The organism is Paenibacillus glacialis (genome assembly GCF_001637205.1).
In the GTDB taxonomy this organism is placed as follows: Bacteria; Bacillota; Bacilli; order Paenibacillales; family Paenibacillaceae; genus Paenibacillus_AQ; species Paenibacillus_AQ glacialis.
The window spans coordinates 280,414-306,382 of record NZ_LVJH01000017.1; the positions used below are offsets into that span (position 1 = coordinate 280,414).

Here is a 25,969-nt window from a genome sequence, read left to right on the forward strand (position 1 = left end):
TTTAAAAAATATTGAATAAAAACAACTATAAGAAGGAGGCGAAGTTTGTATGAAAGTAATCGTTACTGGAGGGGCAGGATTTATAGGTTCCAATATAGTGGATATGTTATTAGAATACGAACATGAAGTTGTTATAATAGATAACCTATCTACAGGAAAAGAAGAGAATATAAATTCTAAAGCTGTTTTTTTTAATGTTGATATTCGAGATGCTGAAAATTTAAGCAAAGTGTTTGCTAGTGTGGAGGCTGATGTTGTTATTCATCACGCAGCTCAGATTAGCGTCCAAAAATCTTTGGAAAATCCTATGTTAGATGCGCAGATCAACATAGATGGAACTATAAATGTTTTAAATCAATGCGTTAAATATAATATAAAAAAAATAATTTATGCATCTTCTGCAGCAGTGTATGGAATACCCCAATACTTAAGTATTGATGAGGAACATTCGATTTCTCCGATTTCCTTTTATGGAATTTCAAAGCAAGTGCCTGAAGAATACATTAAATTATATTCATCATTATATGGAATTAAGTTTACCATTCTTCGGTATGCAAATGTATACGGTATAAGACAAGATCCTCAAGGTGAGGGTGGCGTTATTCCAATTTTCATCAATGAGTTACTTCGAAAAAATACACCTATTATTTATGGTGAAGGTAACCAAACGAGAGACTTTGTTTTTGTTAAAGATGTAGCCTCTGCGAATTTAGCAGCATTAGAAAATGCCGACAATATGATAATCAATATAGGTACAGATAGAGAAGTTTCGATAAATAAATTTTATGAATTATTAGCGTCTTTATTAAATTCTGATGCCACGCCAAATTATCGGGAACATCGAACAGGGGATATTGTGCGAAGTGCTCTAACTAATTTGAAGGCAGCGGAGCATCTAGGATGGAGACCCACGTATTCCTTTGAGGATGGGTTAAGGTATACTTTGAAGTATTATCAAAAGGAGTTAGCATATGTCCACAATAACTAACATAATAAGATCTCAGCTCAAGCTAGTACTTGAATTGTCTAAGAATGATTTTAAGAATAGATATGCAGGTTCCTTTCTAGGTATTATTTGGGCGTTTATCCAACCGTTAATGACAATCGCTGTATATTGGTTTGTATTTGAAGTAGGATTTCGATCTGGCAATAGGCCTGATGGAACACCTTTCATTTTATGGTTGACTTGTGGAATGATTCCTTGGTTTTTCTTCTCTGAAGGTCTACTTACATCATCTAATAGTTTTCTAGAATACAGTTACCTTGTGAAGAAGATTAATTTTCGAATAGGTCTTCTTCCGATCGTGAAAATAGTTTCTTCATTTTTTATTCATATTTTCTTTTTAATACTTCTGATTGGGACATTGCTCTATTTTGGTTATTATCCAGATCTCGTATATATCCAAGTGTTTTATTATCTGTTCTGTACTTTCTTTTTGCTCATTGGTTTAAGCTTAATTATGTCATCATTAGTTGTTTTTATAAAAGACGCATTGCAAGTTTTGGGGATATTTATGCAAATTGGTTTTTGGTTAATCCCAATAGTTTGGTCACCTGAAATAATTTCAGATAAGTTTATTATGTGGTTTAAACTTAACCCAGTTTATTATTTAGTTGAAGGGTATAGGGATACTTTTATAAATCATGTTTGGTTTTGGCATAGATATAACCAAACAACATACTTTTGGGTAGTTTCAATATTTATTTTCCTGTTGGGCGTTTATCTTTTTAGAAAACTAAAACCTCATTTTGCTGATGTGCTATGAATAATAAGGAGACACATATGGAAAAAGCCGTAGAGTTAAAAGATATATATAAAAAGTACAAGCTGTATTCAAAACCGATAGATAGAGTTAAAGAGGGTATGAATATTTTTGGTCGCTCTTATCATACTGACTTCTTTGCTCTAAAAAATGTATCTTTAACAGTAAATAAAGGAGAGACTCTCGGGATTATTGGGAAAAATGGTTCCGGTAAGTCAACTTTGTTAAAAATTATTACTGGTGTTTTGACTCAGAGTACTGGTGAGAGACATATTGATGGGCATATATCTGCATTATTAGAGCTCGGCACTGGTTTTAATCCAGAGTTTACTGGTATAGAGAATATTTATCTAAATGGTACAATGCGAGGCTTTTCACGTACTGAAATGAGTAATAAAATAGAACAAATTATTGAATTTGCTGATATTGGTGATTTCATACATCAAGCTGTTAAGACTTATTCTAGTGGAATGTTTGCTAGACTTGCATTCTCAGTTATGATCAGTTTTAAACCAGATATATTGATTGTGGATGAAGCACTCTCGGTAGGTGATGTTTTTTTTCAACAAAAATGTAATCGTTACATGAAAGAAGAAATGAAAGACATTACTAAATTACTAGTTACTCACGATCTTAGTTCTATTGCCAATATGGCAGATAGAGTTATTGTGTTATCAAATGGAGAAGTTGTATTTGAAGGGGACCCATTGAAAGGTATCGAATACTATACTAAGTCAGTACATTCGGAAGTATTTAAAAGTGATTCAAATCAAATAACTAAACCGGCTGAATTTGATAAGGATACTAATGCGTTACTTCATTGGACACCGATTGAAGAGGAGTCACTGGGCGGGGCAAAGGACATCATTATTAGAGCGATAAATTTTAATGTGAACGGAGAAGACTATAAAGGATACATCTCTGCTAACGATAAGCTTGAAATTGACATTCTATTAGAAAGTAATAAAACGACAAATGAACTTATTATCGGTTACTTAGTAAATGATAAATATGGAAATCCTATTCTAGGGCAAAACACAAAGGGTTCTGGTCTTCAATTAGATCCTATATATAAGGATAAGTCATATAGTGTGAAATTATTAATTACATGGCCAGAAATTCAGGAAAATGAATATTTTGTAACGATTGGAATCGGGGAAGGTAGTCATGAAATGCAGCATGTAATACAATGTTGGGCTCACAATGTACTACAATTGAAAAACATTGCATTCACTTCAATTCATGCTATGTTCAATAACAAAATTGATATGGTTATGATCAATGAATTATAGGGAGAGATTGCTTTGAAAAAGTGGGAAATATGTACACCGAAATTTGAAGCCGAACAACTTAATGATAAATTAAGAGTAGCACCATGGGAAGGTCATAGATGGTTTGCGTACGATTACATTAAATTTGTAGCTCCTAAAAAAATAGTTGAACTAGGTACTCATTATGGCTGTTCATTTTTCGCCTTTTGTCAGTCTGTTAAGGACTTTGGACTTAATTCTAAAGTGATTGCAGTAGATACATGGGCTGGGGATGAACAAGCTGGGTATTACGGGGAAGATGTTTATGATACAGTGAAAAATACAGTAACTGAGTACTTTCATGATATAGACGTTGAGTTAAATAGAATGGTATTTGATGATGCGCTGCAACAGATGGAAGATAATTCGATTGACTTGCTTCATATTGATGGATTGCATACGTATGAAGCGGTTAAACATGATTTTGAAACTTGGTTACCTAAATTGGCTGAAAATGGAGTCATACTTTTCCATGATGTATTTAGTCCATTAGAATATGGTTCGAATATATATTGGAAGGAAGTTAAAGAAAGATATCCCTACTTAGAATTTAAACATAGCTGGGGATTAGGGATCTTGTTTCCGAAAGGAAATCTTGTATTTAACACTTTAGAATCGGAAAATATTAAGGATAAAGTAGAATTTTATACGTATAAAGCTCTTTATGAGTTTGAAAAGATCAAAACAAATGATCTATCAGCAATGGTTGATGAACGTGACAATGTAATAAAAAGTAATGAAGATAAGATTAAAGAGCGAGATCAGACAATAAACAGTAATGAAAATATGATTGAAGAACGTGATAAGACTATAAGAAGTAATGAAAGTATGATTGAAGAACGTGATAAGACTATAAAAAGTAATGAAGGTATGATTGAAGAACGAGATAATGCTTTAAGAGCCCTTGATAAGTTACTCCAAGATCGTGATGCTTCAATTAAGCATATGGATAACCTCGTACAAGAGAGCGAGAAGTTATCTGATAATTATGTTATGGAAATTCACGAATTGAAGGATGAAATTAGTGATTTGTCGAATGTTGTAACGGATAAGCAGAACCAGCTTGATTTGTTACAGGAGAGAATAAATTATTATCAAGGTAAAAAGATAATATTGAATTTTAGGAAAAGAGAAAATTAAGGAGTTCCCATGGAAAAAATAATTCAAACAGTATTAGAACTTGAAAAAAAAGTCGTATTTTTTGATGTGTTTGATACCATCATTTTAAGACGTGTGGATCCTGAATACGTGAAAAAGATTTGGGCTAAACGTCTTAGTATTCAATTTGGTGGTTTTATGGAGTATCAGGAATTATATAGACTAAGAAACACCATGGAAGCAGAAATGTGCATAGCGAACAATGATTCGGGCATGGATATGGAATTTAACTATAAAGAATTAATTAACTCAATGTATAAAGTACTAATCCAAAGAGGATTAATAGACTCCAGCATTGATTCCAAATTGTTCACTTCTCATTGTGAAAATATTGAAATTGAGACAGAGATGTCAGTTCAATTTATAGACCCGCAGTGGATTGAAATAGTTACCACTCTTAAGGAAAATAATGTGGAGATTTACTGTGTTTCTGATTTTTACTTAACTTCTGAGATGATGATAAGTTTATTCACTAAACATGGTATCTATAAATATATTGATAAACTCTACGTTTCAAGTGAATATTTACTCACGAAAAAAAGTGGGAGATTTTATGCTCAAGTACTTCAAGAAAACAATTTGAAACCATCGGATGTATTCATGGTTGGTGATAATGAATATTCAGATTATGAGGTTCCAAGTACGAAAGGTATAGATTCTTATCACTTGGATCGAAAAGAACAGCATGATTTTTACGCGAGTTTTCGTAGACAAGTCGAAAATTTGAATTATTATACTCGTGAGCTCGTTAAAATTTCTAAAAAAATGTCACAAAAGGGGAATTTCTTAGAAATATCGTGCTCGTTATTTTACTATATTGATTCCCTCCATAAGCAGTTGATGAAAAATAACGTGAAAAATATCTTCTTCTTCTCCCGAGAAGGGGAATTTTTATTGAAATTATTTAATCTTTATCAGAAGATGGAAGGCTATGAGAACGTTCAGTATATTAAACCACATTATCTAAAGGTTTCTAGAAAGTCCACTTTCTTGCCAAGTCTCAAATCACTTGATACGGAGAGTTTTGAAACTTTATTTAGACAATATATTAATATATCGATATTTGATTTTTTATCAAGTTTGAATTTTGAAGAGGAACTAATAGGGCAAGTTGCAAGAAACCTTAATGTTGATGCATATGAAAAGATAAATGATTTTCCCTTAAGTGAGCAATTCAGTAGACTCAAAGGAGAAGAATTGTTTCGCGAAATATATGAGCAAACAAGAGTTGAGCAAAAAAATAATTTCTTGGACTATATTGATCAATTCCAAGTGGATTTAAAACAAGAAGGAATGCACATAGTAGATGTAGGGTGGAAGGGTACAATCCAGGATAATATATATCGTATATTGGATTCCAATGTATTAGTAGAAGGATATTATCTAGGGTTAGTAGCATCAGGAGATATTCAAGAAACGAATAGAAAACAAGGGCTTTTATTTTCAGTGATTCCTTGTAGAACTCCTTACTATAATATTTTCAATGAAAATAGAGCCTTATATGAAATTTTGCTAGGGGCATCTCATGGAAGTGCCAATAAGTATGTTCGTAACGTTAATATAGAGGTAGATACGTACCAAACTGAAATGGAGAGAGAACTCTTTGATACAATTATAAGTCCTATCCAAGATGAGATTTATATGTATTTTGAGGAGCTTTGCAATCTATTTTGTAAACGAAATGTAAGACTTGAAGATTTTATCGAAGAGTTTGCGAAAGTTCATGCAAGAATGGTCCTGTTCCCTACTAAAGCAGAACTGAATTTTTTTAATGGTCTTTATCATTATGAAAATTTTGGTGTGTTTGAATATTCAACATTCAGCACAAAAAATCCATTAGATTTGAAAAAGACAATACGAAATACAATTCTTTTGATGCGTAGCCCTAGATCAATACTTGAAAAGGGTTTCTGGGGTCCAAATACTTTGGAAAATGAAGGTCTTGGATATTTAGTTCCCTTATATGGAAGATATAAATACAAAAAAAGTTTTAAAATCAATAAAAGTTCGGATACAAGAAATAGTTCCTCCAGTGATCAGAACAATCATGCAATATATGATGACTTGCATAGATCGCTTGAAGAAAGAGATATGGCTATCAAAAAAATGACTCAGATGATAGATGATCGCGATGATGCGATTAAAAGCATGACTAAAATGATAGATGACCGAGATGAGGTTATTGCACGTATGACTCAAATAATTAATGAAAAAGATGAGTTGCGTAAATAACGCTCAGATTTAAAAAAGATAAGAGGGATGTTAATAATGAAATGGGCTTTTTTAATGGGTTCTCCGGATATTAGCGGGGGCTCTTATGTTATTTTTGAACATGCAATTAGAGCAAGTAAGAATGGTGCTGAAGTTGTCATTATCACAGAAGAATTTGTTCATATGGATAGGCTACATTGGCATCCAGAAGCAAGAGGTCTGATTTGGAAAACTTATAAAGAGGTTGAAAATGAAGAATTCGATATTTGCATTGCTACCTGGTGGAAAACAGTTTATGAACTTTATCGAGTTAATGCGAAAACGTATGCCTATTTTGTTCAATCGATAGAGTCTCGATTCTATGCTGAAGAGGAGTGTTCTCTTAGACATTTAGTTGAGTCTACATATCAGCTTCCACTTCATATAGTTACAGAAGCAAAATGGATACAGCAATACTTAAAAGAAAATTATAATCAAGAGGCTATTCTAGTTCCAAATGGAATACGGAAGGATATTTATTCGATACAAGGAGAAACGATCAAAGAAAGAGAGAATGGTAAGTTAAGAATATTGGTTGAAGGACCTATCGATGTTCCATTTAAAAATGTGCCTAAAACGATAGATATTTGTAAAAGTTCTGAGGTTGATGAGATTTGGTTGCTGACTTCAAGCCCAATAACATCCTATCCAGGTATTGATAGAGTGTTTTCACAAGTTCCTATATTTGAGACTGCTAAAATTTATCGATCATGTGATGTAATAATAAAACTTAGCTATGTTGAAGGGATGTTTGGTCCTCCGCTTGAAATGTTCCATTGTGGTGGTACTTCTATAACGTATGATGTAACTGGTCATGATGAGTATATTATTTCAGGTCAAAATGGTCTAGTTGCTCCTAAAGATAAAGATAATGATGTCTTGGAATTTATTAATTCCTTGAAACAATCACCTATTGAATTGAAGAGACTTAAGCATGAAGCTAAAAAAACAGCGGATGCTTGGCCAAGCTGGGAAGAATCATCGAGTCAGTTTTTTGAAGAAATCAATAAATTTTGTGAGCAATCACAACTTAATACCAGAGCGGGTATAGAGAAACAGAGTAAATTTTATTTTGATTGGTATGTAATTGCAGAACAAGCAAAAGAGATTCATGTAGGAAGTATTAATAAGAGAGGTCTCTTTAACTCCCTGAAATCGATTGGACGCAATCATTTTCCGAAGATATACAAAATCTTAGGTAAAATGAAATATAAACTAAAAGTAAAAATGATTAAATAGAAGAATTGATAAAGGGAGAACCGATGATGAAAACTGTTTCTATTCTAATACCTGCTTATAATGAGAAAGACGTATTAAATTTATTATATGAGAGATTGAAGACAATTATGGATAGCTTGGGATACTATCATTTTGAAATATTGTTTGTGAATGATGGCAGTAGTGATGAAACTTTGGATATTATCAAAGCCTTTAGAAATCTTGATAATAGAATTTCTTATTTAAACCTATCTAGAAACTTTGGTAAAGAGACCGCAATGATTGCCGGATTAGATTATGCAAAAGGCGATGCTGTAATTATTTTAGATGCAGATTTACAAGATCCACCAGAATTAATTCCAGAAATGTTAAGGTATTGGGAAGAAGGCTATGATGATATTTTCGCTAAAAGACGAAGCAGAGCGGGAGAAACATGGTTTAAAAAATGGACTTCATCCACTTTTTATAAAGTATTAAAGAAAATATCTAATATACCTATACAAGAAGATACAGGCGACTTCCGATTATTAGATCGTCGATGTGTCAATGCCTTAAAAAATATGCGAGAGTCCCAAAGATACACCAAAGGAATGTATAGTTGGATTGGATATAAAAAGAAAGAGATATTATTTGATAGGGATCCTAGGGCAGCAGGAGAAACGAAATGGAATTACCTTAACCTGCTAAATCTAGCGATAGAAGGAATCACTTCATTTACTATCGCTCCACTGCGGTTATCAGCTGTATTTGGTAGTGTTATTTCTATATTTGCTTTTCTCTATATGATATGGATCATAGGGAAAACGCTTCTCTTTGGGAATTCCGTTACAGGATACCCTTCACTAATGACTGTAATTTTGTTTCTTGGCGGAATACAATTACTTTCCATAGGAATAATTGGCGAATATTTAGGTAGAGTTTTTAATGAAACTAAAAACCGTCCTCTTTACTATATTGATGAATACAATGATGAAAGAAATAATAACGAAAAAGAAAACGATTCTACACTAGTAGTGTCTAATTATGTGAGTAAATGATAAGAGACAATAAAAAGGAAGTTATAAGTTATATTATCTTTGGTGTTCTTACGACAGTTATTAATCTTATTGTATATGTAATCCTAACCAAAGCAAGTGGAATGGACTACAGAATTGCTACAACGATTGCATGGATTGTTTCTATTGTATTTGCATTTATCACGAATAAGAAATTTGTTTTTGGAAATGTGAATAATGGGTTTTCTGTAATGATTAGAGAGTTGATGTTGTTTGTAGCGTTTAGAGCTCTATCATTTGTACTGGATATTATAGTATTAGTTGTATTAATTGAATTACTACAGTTTAATGATCTGATTTCTAAAGGTATTACCAATGTTTTAGTTGTGATATTTAATTATGTAGCCAGTAAAATGTACATTTTTAAAAGTAGTAAGAAAATTAAAGGGGTATAAAAATGGTGAATTACAAAAAAGGAATAATGTTATTTTCTATAGTGCTCTTTGTGTTTATTTTGGTCATAAATATTTTTCAACCTTATACAGCTGATGAATATAATTACAGTATAATTTCTGGGACAATTGATGAAAAAGTATCAAATTTAATAGATATAGTAAAATCTCAGTGGAACTTATTTTTCACATGGACTGGAAGAAATTTAGTGCATTTTAATTTGCAACTTTTGTTGTTAATGGGAAAAGGAGTATTCAATTTTCTGAATGCAGTGATGTTTGTTTCATTGATATTTTTAATAACATTATTTACTAAGATAACTCGTTTTAATAAAAAAGAAGATTTTTTATCTCTTGTATTTGTTTTATTTTTAGTTTGGTTTGGTTTACCTGCATTTGGAGAAACTATTATTTGGGAAGCCGGTGCTGTTAACTATTTATGGGTAGCTGTTGTAAGTTTAGTTTTTTTACTACCTTATCGATATTTATTAGATGGTAAGCACTTATTAAAGGATGACAAGAAGTCACTTGCGATTATGGTTATTCTAGGATTATTAGCAGGATGGTCACAAGAAAATCAAGCAATAGTTAATGTGTTTGTTGTAGGATCGTTCTCTCTTTATTTTTGGTTGAAAGTTAAAATAAGAACGTTACCAAAGTGGTATTATGGTGGATTGTTTTCAGTAGTACTTGGAAGTGGAATACTTTTACTTGCACCAGGAAATTTCAATAGAAGCAGTACCGTGGATAATGAATTTACTCAAAGTGAAAAGTTTCAAAACTTCAAAAATGGTTTAGACTTATTGTTCTATGAGCAAAGATATCTTTTTCTGTTTTTAGTCGTTGTGGTAGTAGCGCTCTTATTAATGATACTTTTGCGTAATAATATTATTAAATCTAAAAAGACAGAAGTTTACTTATCAGTTGTATTCATCTTAGGTGGGTCACTTTCAGTCATTGCTATGTTCTTTTCTCCTGCATTTCCTCCTAGATCTTCATTTGCGGCTGGCATTGCATTTATAGTTTCAATTTCTTTTATAATGAATAGTACGTTTTTAGATTCACTAAATAAAAGATTGTATAACTTACCGCTAATCGTGTTGGTAGTATTATTGTTCAATTCAATGATATTTAATTTTCAACAATATAAACAACTTAATGAGGAACATCAGAATAGAATTGAAATTATTAAGGAGAATGTTAAAAAAGGTAATTTAAATGTCAAAGTACCTTTTTATCAAGATATCAAATTTAATATACACATGTTTGGATGGGATATCACCGAGGATAAAGATCATTACTATAATAATATTATGACAAAGTATTTTGGCTTAAACACAATTAAAGGTGTTAAAGGTGATCATATAGAGACATCTACTTCATTACAAATTAAATTTGATAATAACCTTGAAACGAATACTTACAGTGCGTATTATGACATAGGGAAAGGCTTTAATAACCGTCATATGTTTGGAGAATATATAAAAGATAGTGAGCAAGTCAAGGAAATAGTATTCCCAATTCCAGAAGATACAGTTCAGAATTTAAGAATACAGTTTGGGAAAGGAGAATATTTAATTCAGTCTATAGCGATTAAGAAAGATAATAAAATTTATAAGCTTGATCCTACACAAATCATAAGTGATTTTGTTCCAAGTGATGGTATTGATGAATATATTATAGTGGGAGATTTTATAAAGTTAAAAGTTAATAGTGATGATTCGTTTCTCGAAATAGAGGGCTTTAATGATAAGTTACCAGAGTTCTAATATATATTATATCAAAACAAATATATTTGAGTAATTATCTACAAGTATTTGCCACCAAGGAGACCTTTATTGTTTCTATCCGTATAAGCTTTGCTGACATGTAGCATATCAGAGGAGTAAAGTGAAGTTTACCTGATACTCTCTTTATAGATATGAGCCTGTAGCCTTTTTACAAAAAGAGAAATGAATGATATGATTCTTACCTCTAAATCTATGACTTAGGGGTGTTCTTCTATATAATAACCATAATAAGTTGTTATTAATTTGATGATCAGGAATCAGGTTTATTGATATCATCTTGGTGTTTTATAGTTCGTAAAGTATAAGATGAGAATTCATATGCAAGCGGTTATTAATCTTACATAGGATCCCTATTAGCAATGTAATAGGAGTTTGGTATATAAGCATTAATAGTAGTTATTAATGTAATTACTATTAGTAAGTTTGTTCTTAATGACTATTGGGCTTTTGCATAGAAAGCTATAATTCTTGTAGGAGAGAAAGTCTCCCAACTATACTGGATTGTCAACACTTAACTAGACAACTTTTTTATGGTGCTCCATCTTGTATTCATGGGACTCTTGTAGCCAAGAGTCCCATGAATACAAATGTGGTTGAATCAATGTACATAGTCATACAATTCTACTGTTAATCATCCAGGCTATCATAATGCCGTTGCTTCACAAACTCTGTCATGAAGAGTTTAAACGTTGCTTCTGCAACTGCATTATCGTAAGGATAACCTTGCATACTCAATGATCGTTTAATCTTAAACGTGTCTAGTACATCATCTAATAGCTTATTTTTAAATTCATTCCCTCGGGGTCGGTGTGGAAGAGTTGGGATCCGAGGTCGGTTTTAATCGATGTCTAGGCACGGTAGACGAGTCGTGCATTCTTATTTGGACCGGCACTATAAACTACTATTTCACGATTAAAGAGATCAACAAATATACATACGTAATGCCACTTTTGTGTGAGTCTTACGTAGGTTAAATCGCTCACGACAACCGACAATTCCTTCTCCTGAACAAACTTTCGATTCAATACATTAGCCTGTTTGGATTCATTACAACCTGTTGGTTGTGGCTTGTATTGAGCCACAGTAAATGATGATACAAGGCCCTTTTCATTCATGATTCGCCCGATTCTTCCTCGGGATACTGTTAACTCTAGCTTTTCTAATTCTACTTGATCTTACGGGTTCCATAGTAGTTCCGACTGGCTTTAAATATATTGACGATGACAGATGAAGAATCATCTTCCGAAGTCGGATCACTTGCTTCATAATAATACGTATTTCTTGGGAGTTTAAGGACTTTACACATGGCTGATATCGAGTATTTGTGTTGTACGAATCACATTTACTTTCGCCTTAGTATCAGCGCAGCTTGCTTTAGAATGTCGTTCTCCATATGGAGTTGTTTATTTTCTTTTCGAAGTTTAATAAGTTCTGCATCTTCTTTAGACAAGTTGTCCTTTCCTTGAAAGGAACCCGTTTTCTCGCTTTGTATGATCCATTTATCTAATGAAGATGGCGTCAGTTCAATTCTCTAATAATGTCTTTCTTAGGTTTTCCGTTCTGTTGTAACTGAACCATCTGATGCTTGAATTCAAGTGTAAATGTTCTTCTCTCTTTTTTAGTCACGATCGATTGCTCCTCAAATGTAATGTATGTAGTTAACTAGACCACAATTTTTCTGTCCAGATGAGTGTAGCTGATCCCAATATGTTCTATTTGTTTTGAAATTTAGACTTAGAATTCTGATGGACAACGTTTTATGTGAATGAAGTGGATATCAGATATAATTGGCGAGATTTTCAATTATTGAATCAAAATAATATAGATACAATTGCTGTGGATAGACAACTGATCACAAGAAGGAATAATAAGGTTGAGGGTAACAACTCACCTTTATGTTTTCCTGTCAACTTAATGTCGAACTTTGCTGAAATTCTTGTGGATTTTATTGAGATAATAGATAGGAGTGAAATTATGAAAAGGATTGTTTATTCATTACCCGCTGTGGTGTTTGTATTTCTGTATTCATATGGGAGGTTGCTTTTATTTCAAAATAAAAATTTGGATGTGAGTTTTAGCAAAATTATATTCCCAATATTAATGGATGTCGTTGTGGCTGTGCTACTACTTGTCATATTATATTTACTTGTAAAAATGAATCTAATAATTCCATATGTTTTTGCGCTTACCTTTGTTACATTGCATTTATCGAACATGGAGTATATATTTGCGTTAGATAATGTGATTAATTTAAAAGATATTTCCCTTGTTTCAGATAAAGAGTTTTTGAAAGGTACATTCTCTCATTTGAATTTTCCAATGTATTCACTCTCAATAGTCATAACTTTAATATTGACAATTTTTATATTTCATAAAATTAAAATAGCTGTCTTTAAGAAAAAAGTATTCGATTTATTGGCTCTCTTTGTGTTGGGTTCTCTTTATTTTATTACAGCTATAAATTCAAGTAGTGATTGGCAGGATGGAAATTTTATATCTGCTTCTATTAGTAATTCTAAAGCCCACCTCTTATCTGAGAACAAGACTGACGCGAAAACAAGTTATCCTGCTGATATAGAACAACTGGTTAATACAACACAAAAGTTAAAAGAGGGAGAATACCTACTACAAAATCATATCACAGATAAAAAAAACGTTTTAATAGTAGTTATGGAAGGAATACCTGGTGCTTATTTACCTGCATCACAGAATTTTTTAGATACATATAATGACATACGGTTAAAAAGTATTAATAAAATAGCGAGTCATAGTTTAATAGTCCCTAATTTTATTACCCATAATAATCAAACGATCAGAGGGATGTACTCTATGTTAAGTGGAGATTATCCTAAATTGGATGCTTCGACACCTGAGGCGTATGATTACTTGCAGAATACTGCATCAGAGAGGAATCCTCTTTTAGCAAAACTGCTGAAAGACAGGGGTTATAATACTGAATTTATTCAAGCTGCCTCGTTAGAGTATATGTCTAAAGGGGACTTTATGAAAGCGGCCGGTTTCGATACTATCATTGGCACGGAAGGATTCCCTATACGCTATGTCCCTTTTGGATGGGGACCTGATGATAAGGCGTTCCTTGAGCAAGCTCAAACTTATTTAAATGATCTTGATAATAAAGGGCAGCCATGGTTTGCAACTCTTTTGACTGTAGGTACACATCATCCTTATGCTGTAACAGACGAAATGGAAAAGAAATCATCGAGTCGTAAAGTGGCTGCTGTGGACTATTTAGACGAATCATTATCTGAATTTATTGATTATATAAATAATTCAGGTTTTGCTGATGATACATTAGTCTTATTTGTTTCAGATGAGTCACATGGTGTGAATGATCAACCTTATGGCTCAAATTGGGGGTTCCTCGCAGCATATTCACCTGACATTGAAGGACAGATTATTAATGATGGCGTTTATGGGCATAAAGATATTGTCAATTCTATTATAGATTACGTCGACCCTGATTTGGACCCGAGTACTATAGGGAGAAGTATATTTAGAAAATATACAGAAGAATCCCCGATTTTATTTGCATCACATTACAACGGCGACATCTTTTTCTCAAAAAAGAAGGGCGAAGTCTATCAATTGGATAATAAAGGTAAATTATATGTTATTAAATCTGAGAATGGAGAACTTTTCAGTAGTAAATATACAAAGTTAGTGATAAATGATGATAATCTTATAAGTGAGATATTATTATATAAAAACTATATTAATGAACCTTCTGGTAATGAGAAAAACATAATTATTGCTGAAGATAAAGATTACACCATCGCTAACGGAAAGTTAATTAATATTACTGACGGACAGTTCATTACTTTACCAGCGGAATCATACGTAGATATTAATGTGAGTTATGAATTTGTATCTCCTGAAGCTAATGATTATTTAACCTTTTATATGGATGAATATGATAATAAAATAAACAAAGCAATAGTGGATGAGAATAACCCTAAAGGTAAATTGAAATATAGATTCTATAATAAAGAGATTAGAGCAGGTTACAACTTTAGTATTAATATAATTCCTAATCTAGTATCTGAATTAAATAAACAAGTCAAAATAAGTGATTTAAATATAGAATTTTCTAAAGAAAATACGGATATTAATTCTGAGATAAATATGTTCACTTCATATAATAGAGTAGATATTAATGAGCTTCATAATCTTATTCCATTTATGTCTTTTCAAGGTGGAGCTAATAAATCTTTAGCAGACGAGGTGAATATTTCATCAAAGGAGAATAACATTCTTATCTATGGTCCTTATATACCTTATAAGAGGGGGCAGTATATATTAAACTATACATTTAGAGTTAATTCTGAGTATTTGCCAACTGACGAGATATTCACTCTTGATGTTACTAGTGATGGCGGAGCAAATATATTGACGGAGAAAACAATTAAACTTCAAGATATGAATTTTGATGGAGAAGAATATACTGCAGCCATACCCTTTTCGGTAAGCGAAGATCTTGATGGTGTAGAGCTTAGATTAAAAGCTAAACGCGATTTAGAAATTACAGTAACTGAAATATCAACCGAAATGGTTGTGAATTAAATGGATTGCCAACACTAAACTAGACAACTTTTTATGCTGTTCCATCTTGTACTCAATAGGACTCCTGTAGCCAAGAGTCCCGCAGATACGAATATTGTTGAACCTATGTGCATAGTCATATAATTCTGATGTTAAATCATCTAGACTATCGAAATAGCTTTTCTTCACAAACTCCATCTTGAGAGTTTAAACATTGCTTCTGCAACTGCGTTATCGTAAGGACAGTCTTTTATACTCAATGATCGTTTAATCATAAACGTGTATAGTACAGCGTCTAATAGCTTATTTTTAAATTCATTCCCTCGATCGGTATGGAGGAGTTGGATCTGGTCTAGATCTGTTTTAATCGATGCCAAGGCACGGTAGACGAGTCGTGCATCCTTGTTTGGACCGGCACTAACCTACAATTTCATGATTAAAGAAGATCATAAATATGCATACGTAATGCCACTTTTGGTTGATTATTTGTAGGTTAAAACGATCCCACAACCGATAATTTCTTTTTGGATTCAACACAACCCATTGGTTGAAGCTTGCATCGAGCCACAGTAAATGACGATACAAGGCCCTGATCATTCTTGGATTTGCCCAATTCTTCGTTGGGATACTGTTAACTCTAGCTGTTCTAATTCTACTTTGATCTTACAGGTCCCATAGATGTCCGACTGGCTTTAAATATATCGACAAACAGATGAAATATCATCGTCCGAAGTCGGCTCACTTGCATCATAATAATACGTACTTCTTGGGAGTTGAAGGACTTTACACATGACGGACATCGAGTATTTGTTGATTATTACGAATTACATTTTTCGTCCTAGTATCAGCGCAGCTTGCTTTAGAATGTCGTTCTCCATAAGGAGTTGTTTATTCTCTTTTCGAAGTTTAATAAGTTCTGCATATTCTTTATAATGTCTTTCTTAGGTTTTCCGTTCTGGTGTAGCTGAACATCTGATGCTTGAATTCAGGTGTAAATGTTCTTCTTTCTTTTTTCGTCGCGGTCGCTTGCTCCTCAAATGTAATGTAGTTTACTAGACCGCAATTTTTTCTGTCTAGCTGAGTGTATTCATTCCAAAATGAGCTCTGCTTGCTTATAGTTGAAGATTTGGAGTTATTGGTCAAATAGTACAGCATCAATAAGAAAGTGTATACTAGTAAATAGGTTAACAGTTGTAGATGATATGATGATCAAAAGAAATAACAACTAAAAAGAACAATTCTTACTGAAGTGCTATAATAACAAATGTTCAACAATAATATTATTAATAAATTTGAAATGTGATTTATGTTTGCATAGGATTCTAATAAAACATATCTCGAAAATTGACTACATTCGAATAAGGTTTAATTCACGATTTAGTGTCGTACGAATATGAAGAAAAGGAGGGATATCGATGAAAGCTATAATCCTTGCAGGCGGGACAGGCTCCCGCCTTTACCCTTTAACCAAGGTAACTAACAAACATCTTCTACCCGTTGGTAAATACCCGATGATATTCCATTCCATATTCAAACTTCAACAAGCAGGACTTACAGATATCCTTATTATCACAGGCAAAGAGCATATGGGTGACGTCGTTAACTTGCTCGGTAGTGGAAGAGATATGGGAGTCTCCTTTACATACAAAGTACAGGATGAGGCCGGAGGTATTGCCCAAGCACTTGACCTTGCTGAACATTTTGTTGGGGAAGATCAAATGGTCGTTATTCTGGGAGACAATGTTTTCGAGGATGATATTACTCCTTATGTTCATAACTTTGAGGAGCAGAAGAATGGTGCCAAGATCCTAATCCAAGAAGTTCAAGATCCCAAGCGATTCGGAGTGCCTGAACTTCAAGGAGAGCGAATTCTTTCTATTGAAGAAAAGCCGGAGGATCCGAAGTCTAATTATGCGGTCACAGGAATCTATATGTACGATCATAAAGTCTTTGATATCGTTAAAACGCTAAAACCTTCAAGTAGAGGCGAATTAGAAATCACAGATGTTAATAATGCATATATTAATCGTAATGAACTAACTTTCGGTATTCTTCAAGGTTGGTGGACGGATGCGGGGACGCATGCTTCATTAGCACGAGCTAACGAGCTGTCGCAGGATTTGAACTTTGGAGAAGCATTCGGTAAATTAAAATTGTAAATATAAGGGGGAATTCTACGTTATGAAAGTCACTCCTCTAGAATTATCAGGTGCGTGTGTGATTGAACCGGTTGTCCATGGCGACAGTCGGGGTTTTTTCATGGAGAGCTATAAGGAGTCCAGTCTCTTTGAACATGGGATAAATCATATTTTCATCCAGGATAATCAATCACTTTCTGCAGAACCAGGTGTCCTACGTGGCCTTCACTATCAGCTTAATCCCAAAGCTCAGACCAAGCTGATTCGGGTACTTACTGGCGCAATCTATGACGTCATAGTGGATATTCGTCGTAACTCACCAACATTTGGTCAGTGGGTGGGAGTTATTTTGAGTGAACATAACCATCGTCAGCTTTTAGTGCCAAATGGCTTCGCCCACGGCTTCTGTACTATTGTTCCTAACACCAAGGTCCTCTATAAAGTGGACGAGTATTATTCGCCGGAGAATGATCGTGGCATACTATGGAACGACCCTGCTCTTGCTATTGATTGGCCTACATCCAATCCGATCCTATCGGACAAAGATCAACGTCATCCGCTACTTCAAGATGCGGAGCTTAATTTTGAGTAGGGGGTAATTTTTCTTATGAAACTGTTAGTTACCGGCGGTGCCGGATTTATCGGTAGTAATTTCGTTATATACATGCTTCAACAGCATCCAAATTATCAGATTGTGAATGTTGATGCGTTGACATATGCAGGGAATTTAGAGAACCTTAAATCTATTGAGAATCATCCTAATTACTCTTTTGTCAAAGCAGATATTACAGACGCACAGGCGATTGATCAAATTTTCCAGCAAGGAATTGATATAGTCGTTAACTTTGCTGCGGAGTCGCATGTAGACCGGAGTATTTTGGAGCCAGAGGTGTTTGTGAAGACCAATGTGTTGGGTACACAGGTTCTACTTGATGCTTCTAAGAGATATGGTGTGACGAAGTATGTTCAGGTATCAACGGATGAAGTATATGGTTCACTTGGTGAGACGGGTCTCTTCATGGAGAGTACGCCTCTAGAGCCGAATAGTCCATATTCCGCTAGTAAAGCCGGAGGGGATTTGTTGGTTCGTGCGTATCATGAAACGTTCGGACTGCCAGTGAATATTACTCGTTGCTCTAACAACTATGGACCATACCAGTTCCCTGAGAAGTTGATTCCATTGATTATATCTCGTGCAATGAGCGATCAGGCCTTACCTATATACGGTGATGGGTTGAATATCCGTGACTGGCTTTATGTTGAAGATCATTGTAGTGCGATTGATCTTGTCATTCATGAAGGACGCGTGGGTGAAGTGTATAATATCGGTGGTAACAATGAACGTACGAATCTTCATATTGTAAAGACCATTCTACAAGAGTTGAATAAACCTGAATCTCTTATTACATATGTGGAGGATCGCTTAGGTCATGATCGTCGCTATGGGATAGATCCAACGAAGCTTGTACAAGAGTTGGGCTGGAAGCCGAAGCACAATTTCGAGACGGGCATTAAAGAGACAATCCAATGGTACTTGAATAATAAGGATTGGTGGACTCGTATTCAATCGGGTGAATACCAAGGGTACCAGATTACACAGTATGGTGAGCGTCTGGGAGATTCTCTATGAAAGCACTTGTAACAGGAGCAAAGGGTCAATTAGGAACGGATGTTGTTGCTGTATTACGAAATACCGGTCATGATGTGCTTGCTTGTGCTCGGAATGAGATGGATATTACTGACTTGGCACAATGCCAACAAGTGATCGGTCAGTTTCAACCAGATGTGGTCATTCACTGTGCGGCCTATACAGCGGTTGATGCTGCTGAGACAGATATCGATGGTACTTACAAAGTAAATGCTGTAGGTACGAGGAATATAGCGGTGGCTTCTGAAACTAATGGATGCAAACTGATCTATATCAGTACGGACTATGTATTTGATGGCACAAGTGAAGTGCCTTATCAAGAGTATGATAATACGAATCCCCAGAGCATTTATGGGAAGTCCAAGCGTGCAGGAGAGGTATTAGTACAGAGATTATCTTCGCGGTATTTTATCGTTAGGACATCTTGGGTATATGGTGCTTATGGGAATAATTTTGTCAAAACAATGTTGGGTCTCGGTCAAGACAAGCCTTCTCTAAAAGTTGTACATGACCAGAAGGGCTCTCCAACCTATACGGTTGATCTGGCTAACTTCTTATTAGAGATTATGCCAACTGAAAAGTACGGTGTTTACCATGCATCTAATAGTGGCTCCTGTACATGGTATGAGTTTACTCAGGCTATCTTTGAAGAAGCTCGTCGGTTGGGAATCAAGATTGTTGCTCAACCAGAACCTTGCTCAACAGATGAATTCCCACGTCCAGCTCATCGACCAGCTAATTCGGTAATGGAACATCTGTCCATCCGAACGAATGGTTTCGAAGATTTACGTCCTTGGAGAGAAGGATTGAAGGCTTTCCTTCTAGAATTATCCTCCAGATAAATAATAATATTAGTATCTCTCGGTCAATGAGTGAATTGATCGAGGGATTTTGTTTTGTAGGAATCCATCTAATTGTTGTCTTACTAATGGTATAATACAAGGCATTAACTGCTTTATATATGAAGGAGGTATAACGTTGGAACGTTTCAAAGTCCAAGTGTTATTATCTACATACAACGGTGATAAATATATAGATGATCAAATGAAAAGTTTGCTTTCACAGGAAGACGTGGAACTCCACATTGTAATCCGTGATGATGGATCGACCGATGGGACTATGGAAAGATTAAAGATATTTATAGAACAATATCCAGACCGAATATGTATTTCCGAGAATGAGAATCTAGGAGTTGTTGGAAGTTTTTTCGATTTAATAGGTAAAGCTTCAGGGGGATACGATTACTATGCATTCTGTGACCAAGATGATGTGTGGAATAATGATAAGTTAATAAGGGGGATATCTCTTATTAACCAGATGCGGCCAGGCCAGCCTCTAATGTATTGTTCAACGACGCAAATGGTTGATCAATACTTAAATCCCTTAAACATTTGGCCTAATTCCCCCGAAAAACCGTTATCTCTTTATAATGCATTAATAGAAAATGTATGTGTTGGCTGTACTGTACTTATAAACGAAGAAGCTCTGAATATGGTTAGGAACAAGCATCCTCTCAACTTGGAAAATATTATTATGCACGATTGGTGGATTTATTTAGTCGTGTCGACTTTTGGTGAAGTCGTATTTGATTCGGAACCAAGCATTCTTTACCGTCAGCATCAGTCCAATGCTCTGGGTGGCTCAACAGATGATTGGATGAATAAATGGAAGAAGCGCTTCAAGAGATTTTTGAAGGGACAGAATCATTATATTCTTAGTAATCAAGCTAAAGAATTCATGGTCGTTTACGCACAAGAGATGAACCATGAAGAGAGCAATGAAATTCATAAACTTATACAAACACAACAACAGAATCTATTTAAACGGGTTATATATATAATGATGACGCCATTTTATAGACAATCGACAATAGATAACCTTGTTTTTAAAATGGTGTTAATAGCAGGTAAGCTATAACCCTCTAGAATTCTCCTGATTACTCCCACGTATGTTATAATAATGTCGATAGATTACTATTTTTGTCAGGAAGTGTTTGTTATATGGATTTAAGTATTTTGATTGTTAACTACAATACACGTCAGCTAACGATGGACTGCCTACAGTCCGTATTTGCTTCGAACACACGCTACAGCTTTGAAGTAATTGTTATAGACAACCACTCTATCGATTCATCCGTTGAGAGTATCTCAGTAGAGTACCCTCAAGTGACATTGATCGCTAATAATGATAATACGGGTTTTGCTAAGGCGAACAATCAAGGGATGGAAATAGCTAAGGGAAGACATATTTTACTGCTTAACTCCGACACGATAATATCTGAAGATACGCTAGAGACGATGATCTTATTCATGGATGAGAATCATACCGTAGGAGCTTCAGGTTGCAAGATTATTCTGCCGGATGGAACGCTTGATAAAGCATGTAAACGTGGGTTTCCGACGCCATCGGCGTCTTTTTACTATGCATTCGGCATATCACGTCTCTTCCCGGATCGTCCGAAGTTTAATCAGTACCAACTAGGGCATCTAGATCCAGATGAGGAGTATCCGGTGGATTGTCTCGTCGGTGCCTTTATGATGGTTAGACGCGAGACCATGGAGCAGGTAGGCGGTCTGGATGAGACGTTCTTCATGTATGGGGAGGATATTGATTGGTGCTATCGCATCAAGCAGGCGGGTTGGGGGATTCATTATTACCCACGTACTTCAATCGTTCATTACAAAGGGGGAAGTGCACGTCGCAGACCTACTCGCATTATCTATGAATTTCATCGCGCAATGGCAGTATTCCATCATAAACATTACAAAGACCAATACTTTTGGGGTACTAATGGCGTTATATATATGGGGATCGGTTTGAAATTTACTATGGCGCTGCTCAAGAACAAGCTGACTAGATCGAAGCCTGTTTCGAAGCCCGCAGACAACAATCAGGTGGAGGTGAAATTATGATTCGTAGAAGTCAGGGATTATTGACTCAATTATATATTTTAACGGACTTTGCTGTGGTACAGATATCATTTCTGCTCGCATGGTGGCTTAAATTCGAAAGCGGTTGGATTCCTTATGAGAGTCCGATGCCTATAGAGAAGTATTTACTGTGGAGTTTAATCTACGGTGTGATCGCTAGTGTAACAGGTATTGTAGTGGCACTCTATTCCCCCAAGAGGAAGAAAAGATTCGCAGATGAATTTATCAAAGTTATACAGGTGCATTTCATCAGTCTGTTCGTATTGATTAGTATTATGTTTGTTATGAAAGAAATTGATATCTCGCGTGTTTATCTAGCTTTCTATCTAGGATTTAATATCTTGCTCATTATTTTATATCGGTATTTTCTTAAAGCTTCTCTTAAGCATTTTCGTGAAAAAGGCTACAATAGACAGTTTGTATTGATCGTGGGTGCAGGTACGCTAGGCAAACGCTTCTACAATAACCTGAAGCAATATCCTGAATTAGGCTACGAGGTTGTGGGTTTCTTAGATGATAATCAGGTGTGGGATACACTAGATGAACGACACTATAAGTCGATTCTCGGGAATTTAGATGATCTTGAAAGTATACTGAATGAAAAACTAATAGACGAAGTAGTACTTGCTTTACCGCTCGACGCACACTCCAAATATACGAATATCATCGTCCTTTGCGAGAAAGCAGGAGTACGAACACTTATCATACCGGACTTTTTCGATTACTTACCGGCTAGGCCGTACTTCGACAATTTCGCGGGCATGCCCATGATTAATGTGAGGGATATTCCACTCGATGTAGCGGGTAACCGGTTGTTCAAGAGACTATTTGATATTATATTCGCGCTCTTTTCCATTATTATAACTTCTCCAATCTTGCTAGTTGTAGCTATAGGTGTGAAATGTACCTCTCCGGGTCCAATTATATTTAAGCAAGAGCGTGTCGGACTCAATCGCCGTAACTTTATGATGTATAAATTCCGTTCGATGAAATTTCAGCCTAAGGGCACAGTGGATACAGGATGGACAACTGAGAATGATCCGAGACGAACCCGCTTTGGAACGTTCCTACGCTCGACTAGCTTAGATGAGCTTCCCCAATTCTTCAATGTGTTGATGGGACATATGAGCGTTGTGGGACCAAGACCGGAACGTCCCTATTATGTGGAACAATTTCGTGATGAGATCCCTAAATATATGGTGAAACATCATGTTCGTCCAGGTATTACGGGTTTGGCGCAGAGCGAGGGATTACGTGGAGATACCTCAATTGAAGATCGGATTAACCACGATATTTTCTATATTGAGAACTGGACCATCCTGTTAGATGTCAAAATCATTATAAAGACGATTAAGAACGGCTTTAAGAATAACAATGCCTACTAAGTAAATTACGAGACTGTTCCTTGAGCTTATTGCTTAAGTAGCAGTCTGTTTTATTTTCACACCTGAATGCCTCTAACCTACACGCCATCAATTTGACTTCATCTCAGCACGGTTAACGAATCACCCCAATTTCTCTCCTTCTTATTGTAAGCGTTTACATGTTATTATTGATCTCTCAGTAAGAATCCGTGATAAAGTATCTGTCAGTTAGTATGGATAGCGATAGGTGAAATTTGCGCAGAGGAATAAACAGCGGCTTTTTATCAAGAATGACACATGTTATCTAGCGCTATTAAACCCACTATTTATTGAATTATGCCCGTTGTATAAGGTTTTTGGGCGTTAGAAAATGACATATTTACGAATGTAGCTGCTGTTGGGTATGTTTTATGTAAGCGCTAACATATATGAGGGATTAGCGTTGGTAACATTTCCAGAGAAACACTAACCAAATCAGGAAAGGGGGATACTATGCAGGAAACAAAAAGTAACATCATGAGTAGCGTGATCCCGAAAGTTAAGGGGAAGAAGGAAAAGAAGAAGAGCTGGAACAAGATAGTTCAGAACTGGGAATTATATATATTCATTGCACCAGCATTCTTGTATTTCCTTATTTTCCATTATGGACCGATGTATGGTATCCAGATTGCGTTTAAGAACTTTATTCCTACCAAAGGTATTATGGGAAGTTCGTGGGTTGGATTTGATCATTTCACTCGCTTTTTTAACTCGTATTACTTTTGGGATTTGCTCTGGAACACGCTTAGTATTAGCCTGTATGAATTGGCTATCGGGTTTCCAATTCCGATTATCCTGGCGCTAGCATTTAATGAAGTGAAGAACGGGTCATTTAAAAAGTTGGCTCAGACCGTAACATATGCGCCTCATTTTATTTCCGTCGTCGTAATGGGCGGTATGATCATAACATTCTTGTCTCCTTCATCGGGTATGGTCGTTCATTTGATTGAATGGTTGGGATTTGACGCACCTCAATTCTTGACAGATCCCAAATGGTTCAAGACGATGTATGTGTTCTCTGGCGTTTGGCAGAGTGCAGGTTGGGGAACGATTATTTATTTAGCAGCTTTGTCCGGCGTGGATCCGCAGCAACATGAAGCAGCTATAATTGATGGAGCATCGCGGTTTCAACGTATCAGATATATTAACATTCCAGTCATTATTCCAACTATGACGATTCTATTGATTCTGAATGTGGGTAGTTTGCTAGGCGTAGGGTTTGAGAAAATACTACTATTGCAGAATCCGCTGAACATGGGAGCATCGGACGTCATTTCGACATTCGTATATCGCTCGGGGCTAGTGGATGCTCAATATAGTTTCTCTACTGCAGTAGGATTGTTTAACTCGGTTGTTAACGCGTTCCTATTAATTACGGTGAATCAGATCGTACGTCGTACCAATGAGAACAGTTTATGGTAGAGGAAGGGGGGAGGTAAATGGTTATCACCGTTAAGGAAACTGGACGAGACAAGGTATTCGCTATTTGTATATATATTTATGTATTTCTGGCCTTTATTATCGTGGCTTATCCTGTGGTGTATATGCTTAGTGCTTCCATTAGTGATCCGAAGCTTGTCAGTTCCGGTGAAATGTGGCTGTGGCCTAAAGGTATTACGTTTGATGGTTACAAGAGAGTATTCGAGAACGCAAGTATATGGAGAGGGTACGGGAATACCATCCTTTATACCGTATTGGGAACGATGATCAATCTGATCGTCACGTTGCCGGCAGCATACGCGTTGAGTCGCAAGGACTTTGTTGGACGTAACTTTTTCATGGGTATGTTCATGGTCACGATGTTCTTCGGAGGGGGCCTTGTACCGAGCTATTTACTTATTAAAAACCTAGGTATGGTAGATACCATATGGGCGATCGTGATCCCATCGGCAGCATCGATCTGGAATATCATTGTATCTCGGACGTTTTTTCAGTCTACTATTCCGAATGAATTGCAAGAAGCCGCCCAAATTGACGGATGCACGAATATGCGCCTGTTCTTCCAAATCGTTCTTCCTTTGTCGATGCCGATCATTGCCGTTATGGGATTGTTCTACGGTGTAGGGAATTGGAATAGCTATTTCTCGGCTCTTATTTATTTAAACGATGAATCTAAATTTCCACTACAATTGATCTTACGTCAAATTCTAGTTCTACAAGAAATGTCCGCACAACCAGGTGGATCAATGGATGCGACGACGGCGTTGGCACTTAATAGTAAGGCAGAAGTCGCAGCTCTGGTTAAATACGCAGTCATTATCGTAGCAACATTGCCAATTATCGCAATTTATCCGTTCCTTCAGCGTTATTTTGTACAAGGTGTCATGATTGGTTCCGTTAAGGGCTGATCTTAT

The 25,969-nt window shown here is 35.5% G+C and carries 19 protein-coding genes and 2 pseudogenes; 19 read left to right on the top strand and 2 right to left on the bottom strand.

The annotated features are described in order from the left end of the window. Positions 1-49: 49 nt before the first annotated feature. The 9 genes from PGLA_RS11070 to PGLA_RS11110 are packed head-to-tail and all read left to right on the top strand — an operon-like array spanning position 50 to position 10,915. Positions 50-988, top strand: coding sequence for an SDR family NAD(P)-dependent oxidoreductase (locus PGLA_RS11070; protein ID WP_068532506.1), 939 nt, complete (start codon positions 50-52; stop codon positions 986-988). Beyond that, on the top strand, positions 972-1,766 hold the full coding sequence (locus tag PGLA_RS11075; RefSeq protein WP_068532507.1) for an ABC transporter permease: 795 nt from the start codon (positions 972-974) through the stop codon (positions 1,764-1,766). The genes PGLA_RS11070 and PGLA_RS11075 overlap by 17 nt, the downstream gene beginning before the upstream one ends. A 17-nt stretch (positions 1,767-1,783) precedes the next feature. Next, entirely contained in the window at positions 1,784-3,055 is a 1,272-nt protein-coding gene (locus PGLA_RS11080) for an ABC transporter ATP-binding protein (protein WP_145939539.1), read from the top strand. Between the two features lie 12 nt (positions 3,056-3,067). Continuing rightward, positions 3,068-4,213, top strand: a complete 1,146-nt coding sequence (locus tag PGLA_RS11085; protein WP_068532511.1) for a class I SAM-dependent methyltransferase — start codon at positions 3,068-3,070, stop codon at positions 4,211-4,213. Between the two features lie 9 nt (positions 4,214-4,222). Beyond that, positions 4,223-6,463, top strand: coding sequence for an HAD family hydrolase (locus PGLA_RS11090; protein ID WP_068532513.1), 2,241 nt, complete (start codon positions 4,223-4,225; stop codon positions 6,461-6,463). A gap of 36 nt (positions 6,464-6,499) precedes the next feature. Beyond that, positions 6,500-7,720, top strand: a complete 1,221-nt coding sequence (locus PGLA_RS11095; RefSeq protein WP_161487873.1) for a glycosyltransferase — start codon at positions 6,500-6,502, stop codon at positions 7,718-7,720. A 26-nt stretch (positions 7,721-7,746) separates the two neighbouring features. Further along, positions 7,747-8,736, top strand: coding sequence for a glycosyltransferase family 2 protein (locus tag PGLA_RS11100; protein ID WP_068532515.1), 990 nt, complete (start codon positions 7,747-7,749; stop codon positions 8,734-8,736). After that, on the top strand, positions 8,733-9,149 hold the full coding sequence (locus PGLA_RS11105) for a GtrA family protein (protein ID WP_068532517.1): 417 nt from the start codon (positions 8,733-8,735) through the stop codon (positions 9,147-9,149). The genes PGLA_RS11100 and PGLA_RS11105 overlap by 4 nt, the downstream gene beginning before the upstream one ends. 2 nt (positions 9,150-9,151) lie before the next feature. Then, positions 9,152-10,915, top strand: a complete 1,764-nt coding sequence (locus PGLA_RS11110; RefSeq protein WP_068532519.1) for a DUF3329 domain-containing protein — start codon at positions 9,152-9,154, stop codon at positions 10,913-10,915. A gap of 532 nt (positions 10,916-11,447) precedes the next feature. Here PGLA_RS11110 and PGLA_RS11115 read toward each other — a convergent pair. After that, positions 11,448-12,514: pseudogene (locus PGLA_RS11115) on the bottom strand (IS3 family transposase). A gap of 183 nt (positions 12,515-12,697) precedes the next feature. On the opposite strand from PGLA_RS11115, the gene PGLA_RS11125 reads away from it, so the two are divergent. Continuing rightward, positions 12,698-15,517, top strand: coding sequence for an LTA synthase family protein (locus PGLA_RS11125; RefSeq protein ID WP_084410949.1), 2,820 nt, complete (start codon positions 12,698-12,700; stop codon positions 15,515-15,517). Here PGLA_RS11125 and PGLA_RS27400 read toward each other — a convergent pair. Next, positions 15,494-16,540: pseudogene (locus PGLA_RS27400) on the bottom strand (IS3 family transposase). The gene PGLA_RS11125 and the pseudogene PGLA_RS27400 overlap by 24 nt on opposite strands. A 371-nt stretch (positions 16,541-16,911) precedes the next feature. Between PGLA_RS27400 and PGLA_RS11130 the strand changes: the two are divergent. From PGLA_RS11130 to PGLA_RS11170, 9 genes are all read left to right on the top strand, one after another. Further along, on the top strand, positions 16,912-17,655 hold the full coding sequence (locus tag PGLA_RS11130) for a sugar phosphate nucleotidyltransferase (protein WP_068532521.1): 744 nt from the start codon (positions 16,912-16,914) through the stop codon (positions 17,653-17,655). A gap of 22 nt (positions 17,656-17,677) precedes the next feature. Then, positions 17,678-18,226: a dTDP-4-dehydrorhamnose 3,5-epimerase gene (gene rfbC / locus PGLA_RS11135; RefSeq protein WP_068532523.1), complete on the top strand. Its 549-nt coding sequence runs from the start codon at positions 17,678-17,680 to the stop codon at positions 18,224-18,226. A 15-nt stretch (positions 18,227-18,241) separates the two neighbouring features. Then, positions 18,242-19,264 (top strand): dTDP-glucose 4,6-dehydratase, encoded by a 1,023-nt coding sequence (rfbB, locus tag PGLA_RS11140; RefSeq protein WP_068532525.1) that lies wholly within the window; start codon positions 18,242-18,244, stop codon positions 19,262-19,264. After that, positions 19,261-20,124 carry a dTDP-4-dehydrorhamnose reductase gene (gene rfbD, locus PGLA_RS11145; protein WP_068532527.1) on the top strand — a complete coding sequence of 288 codons (864 nt, stop codon included), beginning with the start codon at positions 19,261-19,263 and terminating at the stop codon, positions 20,122-20,124. The genes rfbB and rfbD overlap by 4 nt, the downstream gene beginning before the upstream one ends. Positions 20,125-20,260: 136 nt before the next feature. Next, positions 20,261-21,199 (top strand): glycosyltransferase family 2 protein, encoded by a 939-nt coding sequence (locus tag PGLA_RS11150; protein WP_084410953.1) that lies wholly within the window; start codon positions 20,261-20,263, stop codon positions 21,197-21,199. Positions 21,200-21,282: 83 nt separating this feature from the next. Next, complete coding sequence (locus PGLA_RS11155; RefSeq protein WP_068532529.1) at positions 21,283-22,194, top strand: glycosyltransferase family 2 protein; 912 nt, start codon at positions 21,283-21,285, stop codon at positions 22,192-22,194. Beyond that, positions 22,191-23,597 (top strand): undecaprenyl-phosphate glucose phosphotransferase, encoded by a 1,407-nt coding sequence (locus PGLA_RS11160; RefSeq protein ID WP_068532531.1) that lies wholly within the window; start codon positions 22,191-22,193, stop codon positions 23,595-23,597. The genes PGLA_RS11155 and PGLA_RS11160 overlap by 4 nt, the downstream gene beginning before the upstream one ends. Before the next feature lie 495 nt (positions 23,598-24,092). Continuing rightward, positions 24,093-25,037: an ABC transporter permease gene (locus tag PGLA_RS11165; protein WP_245699811.1), complete on the top strand. Its 945-nt coding sequence runs from the start codon at positions 24,093-24,095 to the stop codon at positions 25,035-25,037. Positions 25,038-25,054: 17 nt separating this feature from the next. Further along, positions 25,055-25,963: a carbohydrate ABC transporter permease gene (locus tag PGLA_RS11170; protein ID WP_068532535.1), complete on the top strand. Its 909-nt coding sequence runs from the start codon at positions 25,055-25,057 to the stop codon at positions 25,961-25,963. Positions 25,964-25,969 lie beyond the last annotated feature (6 nt).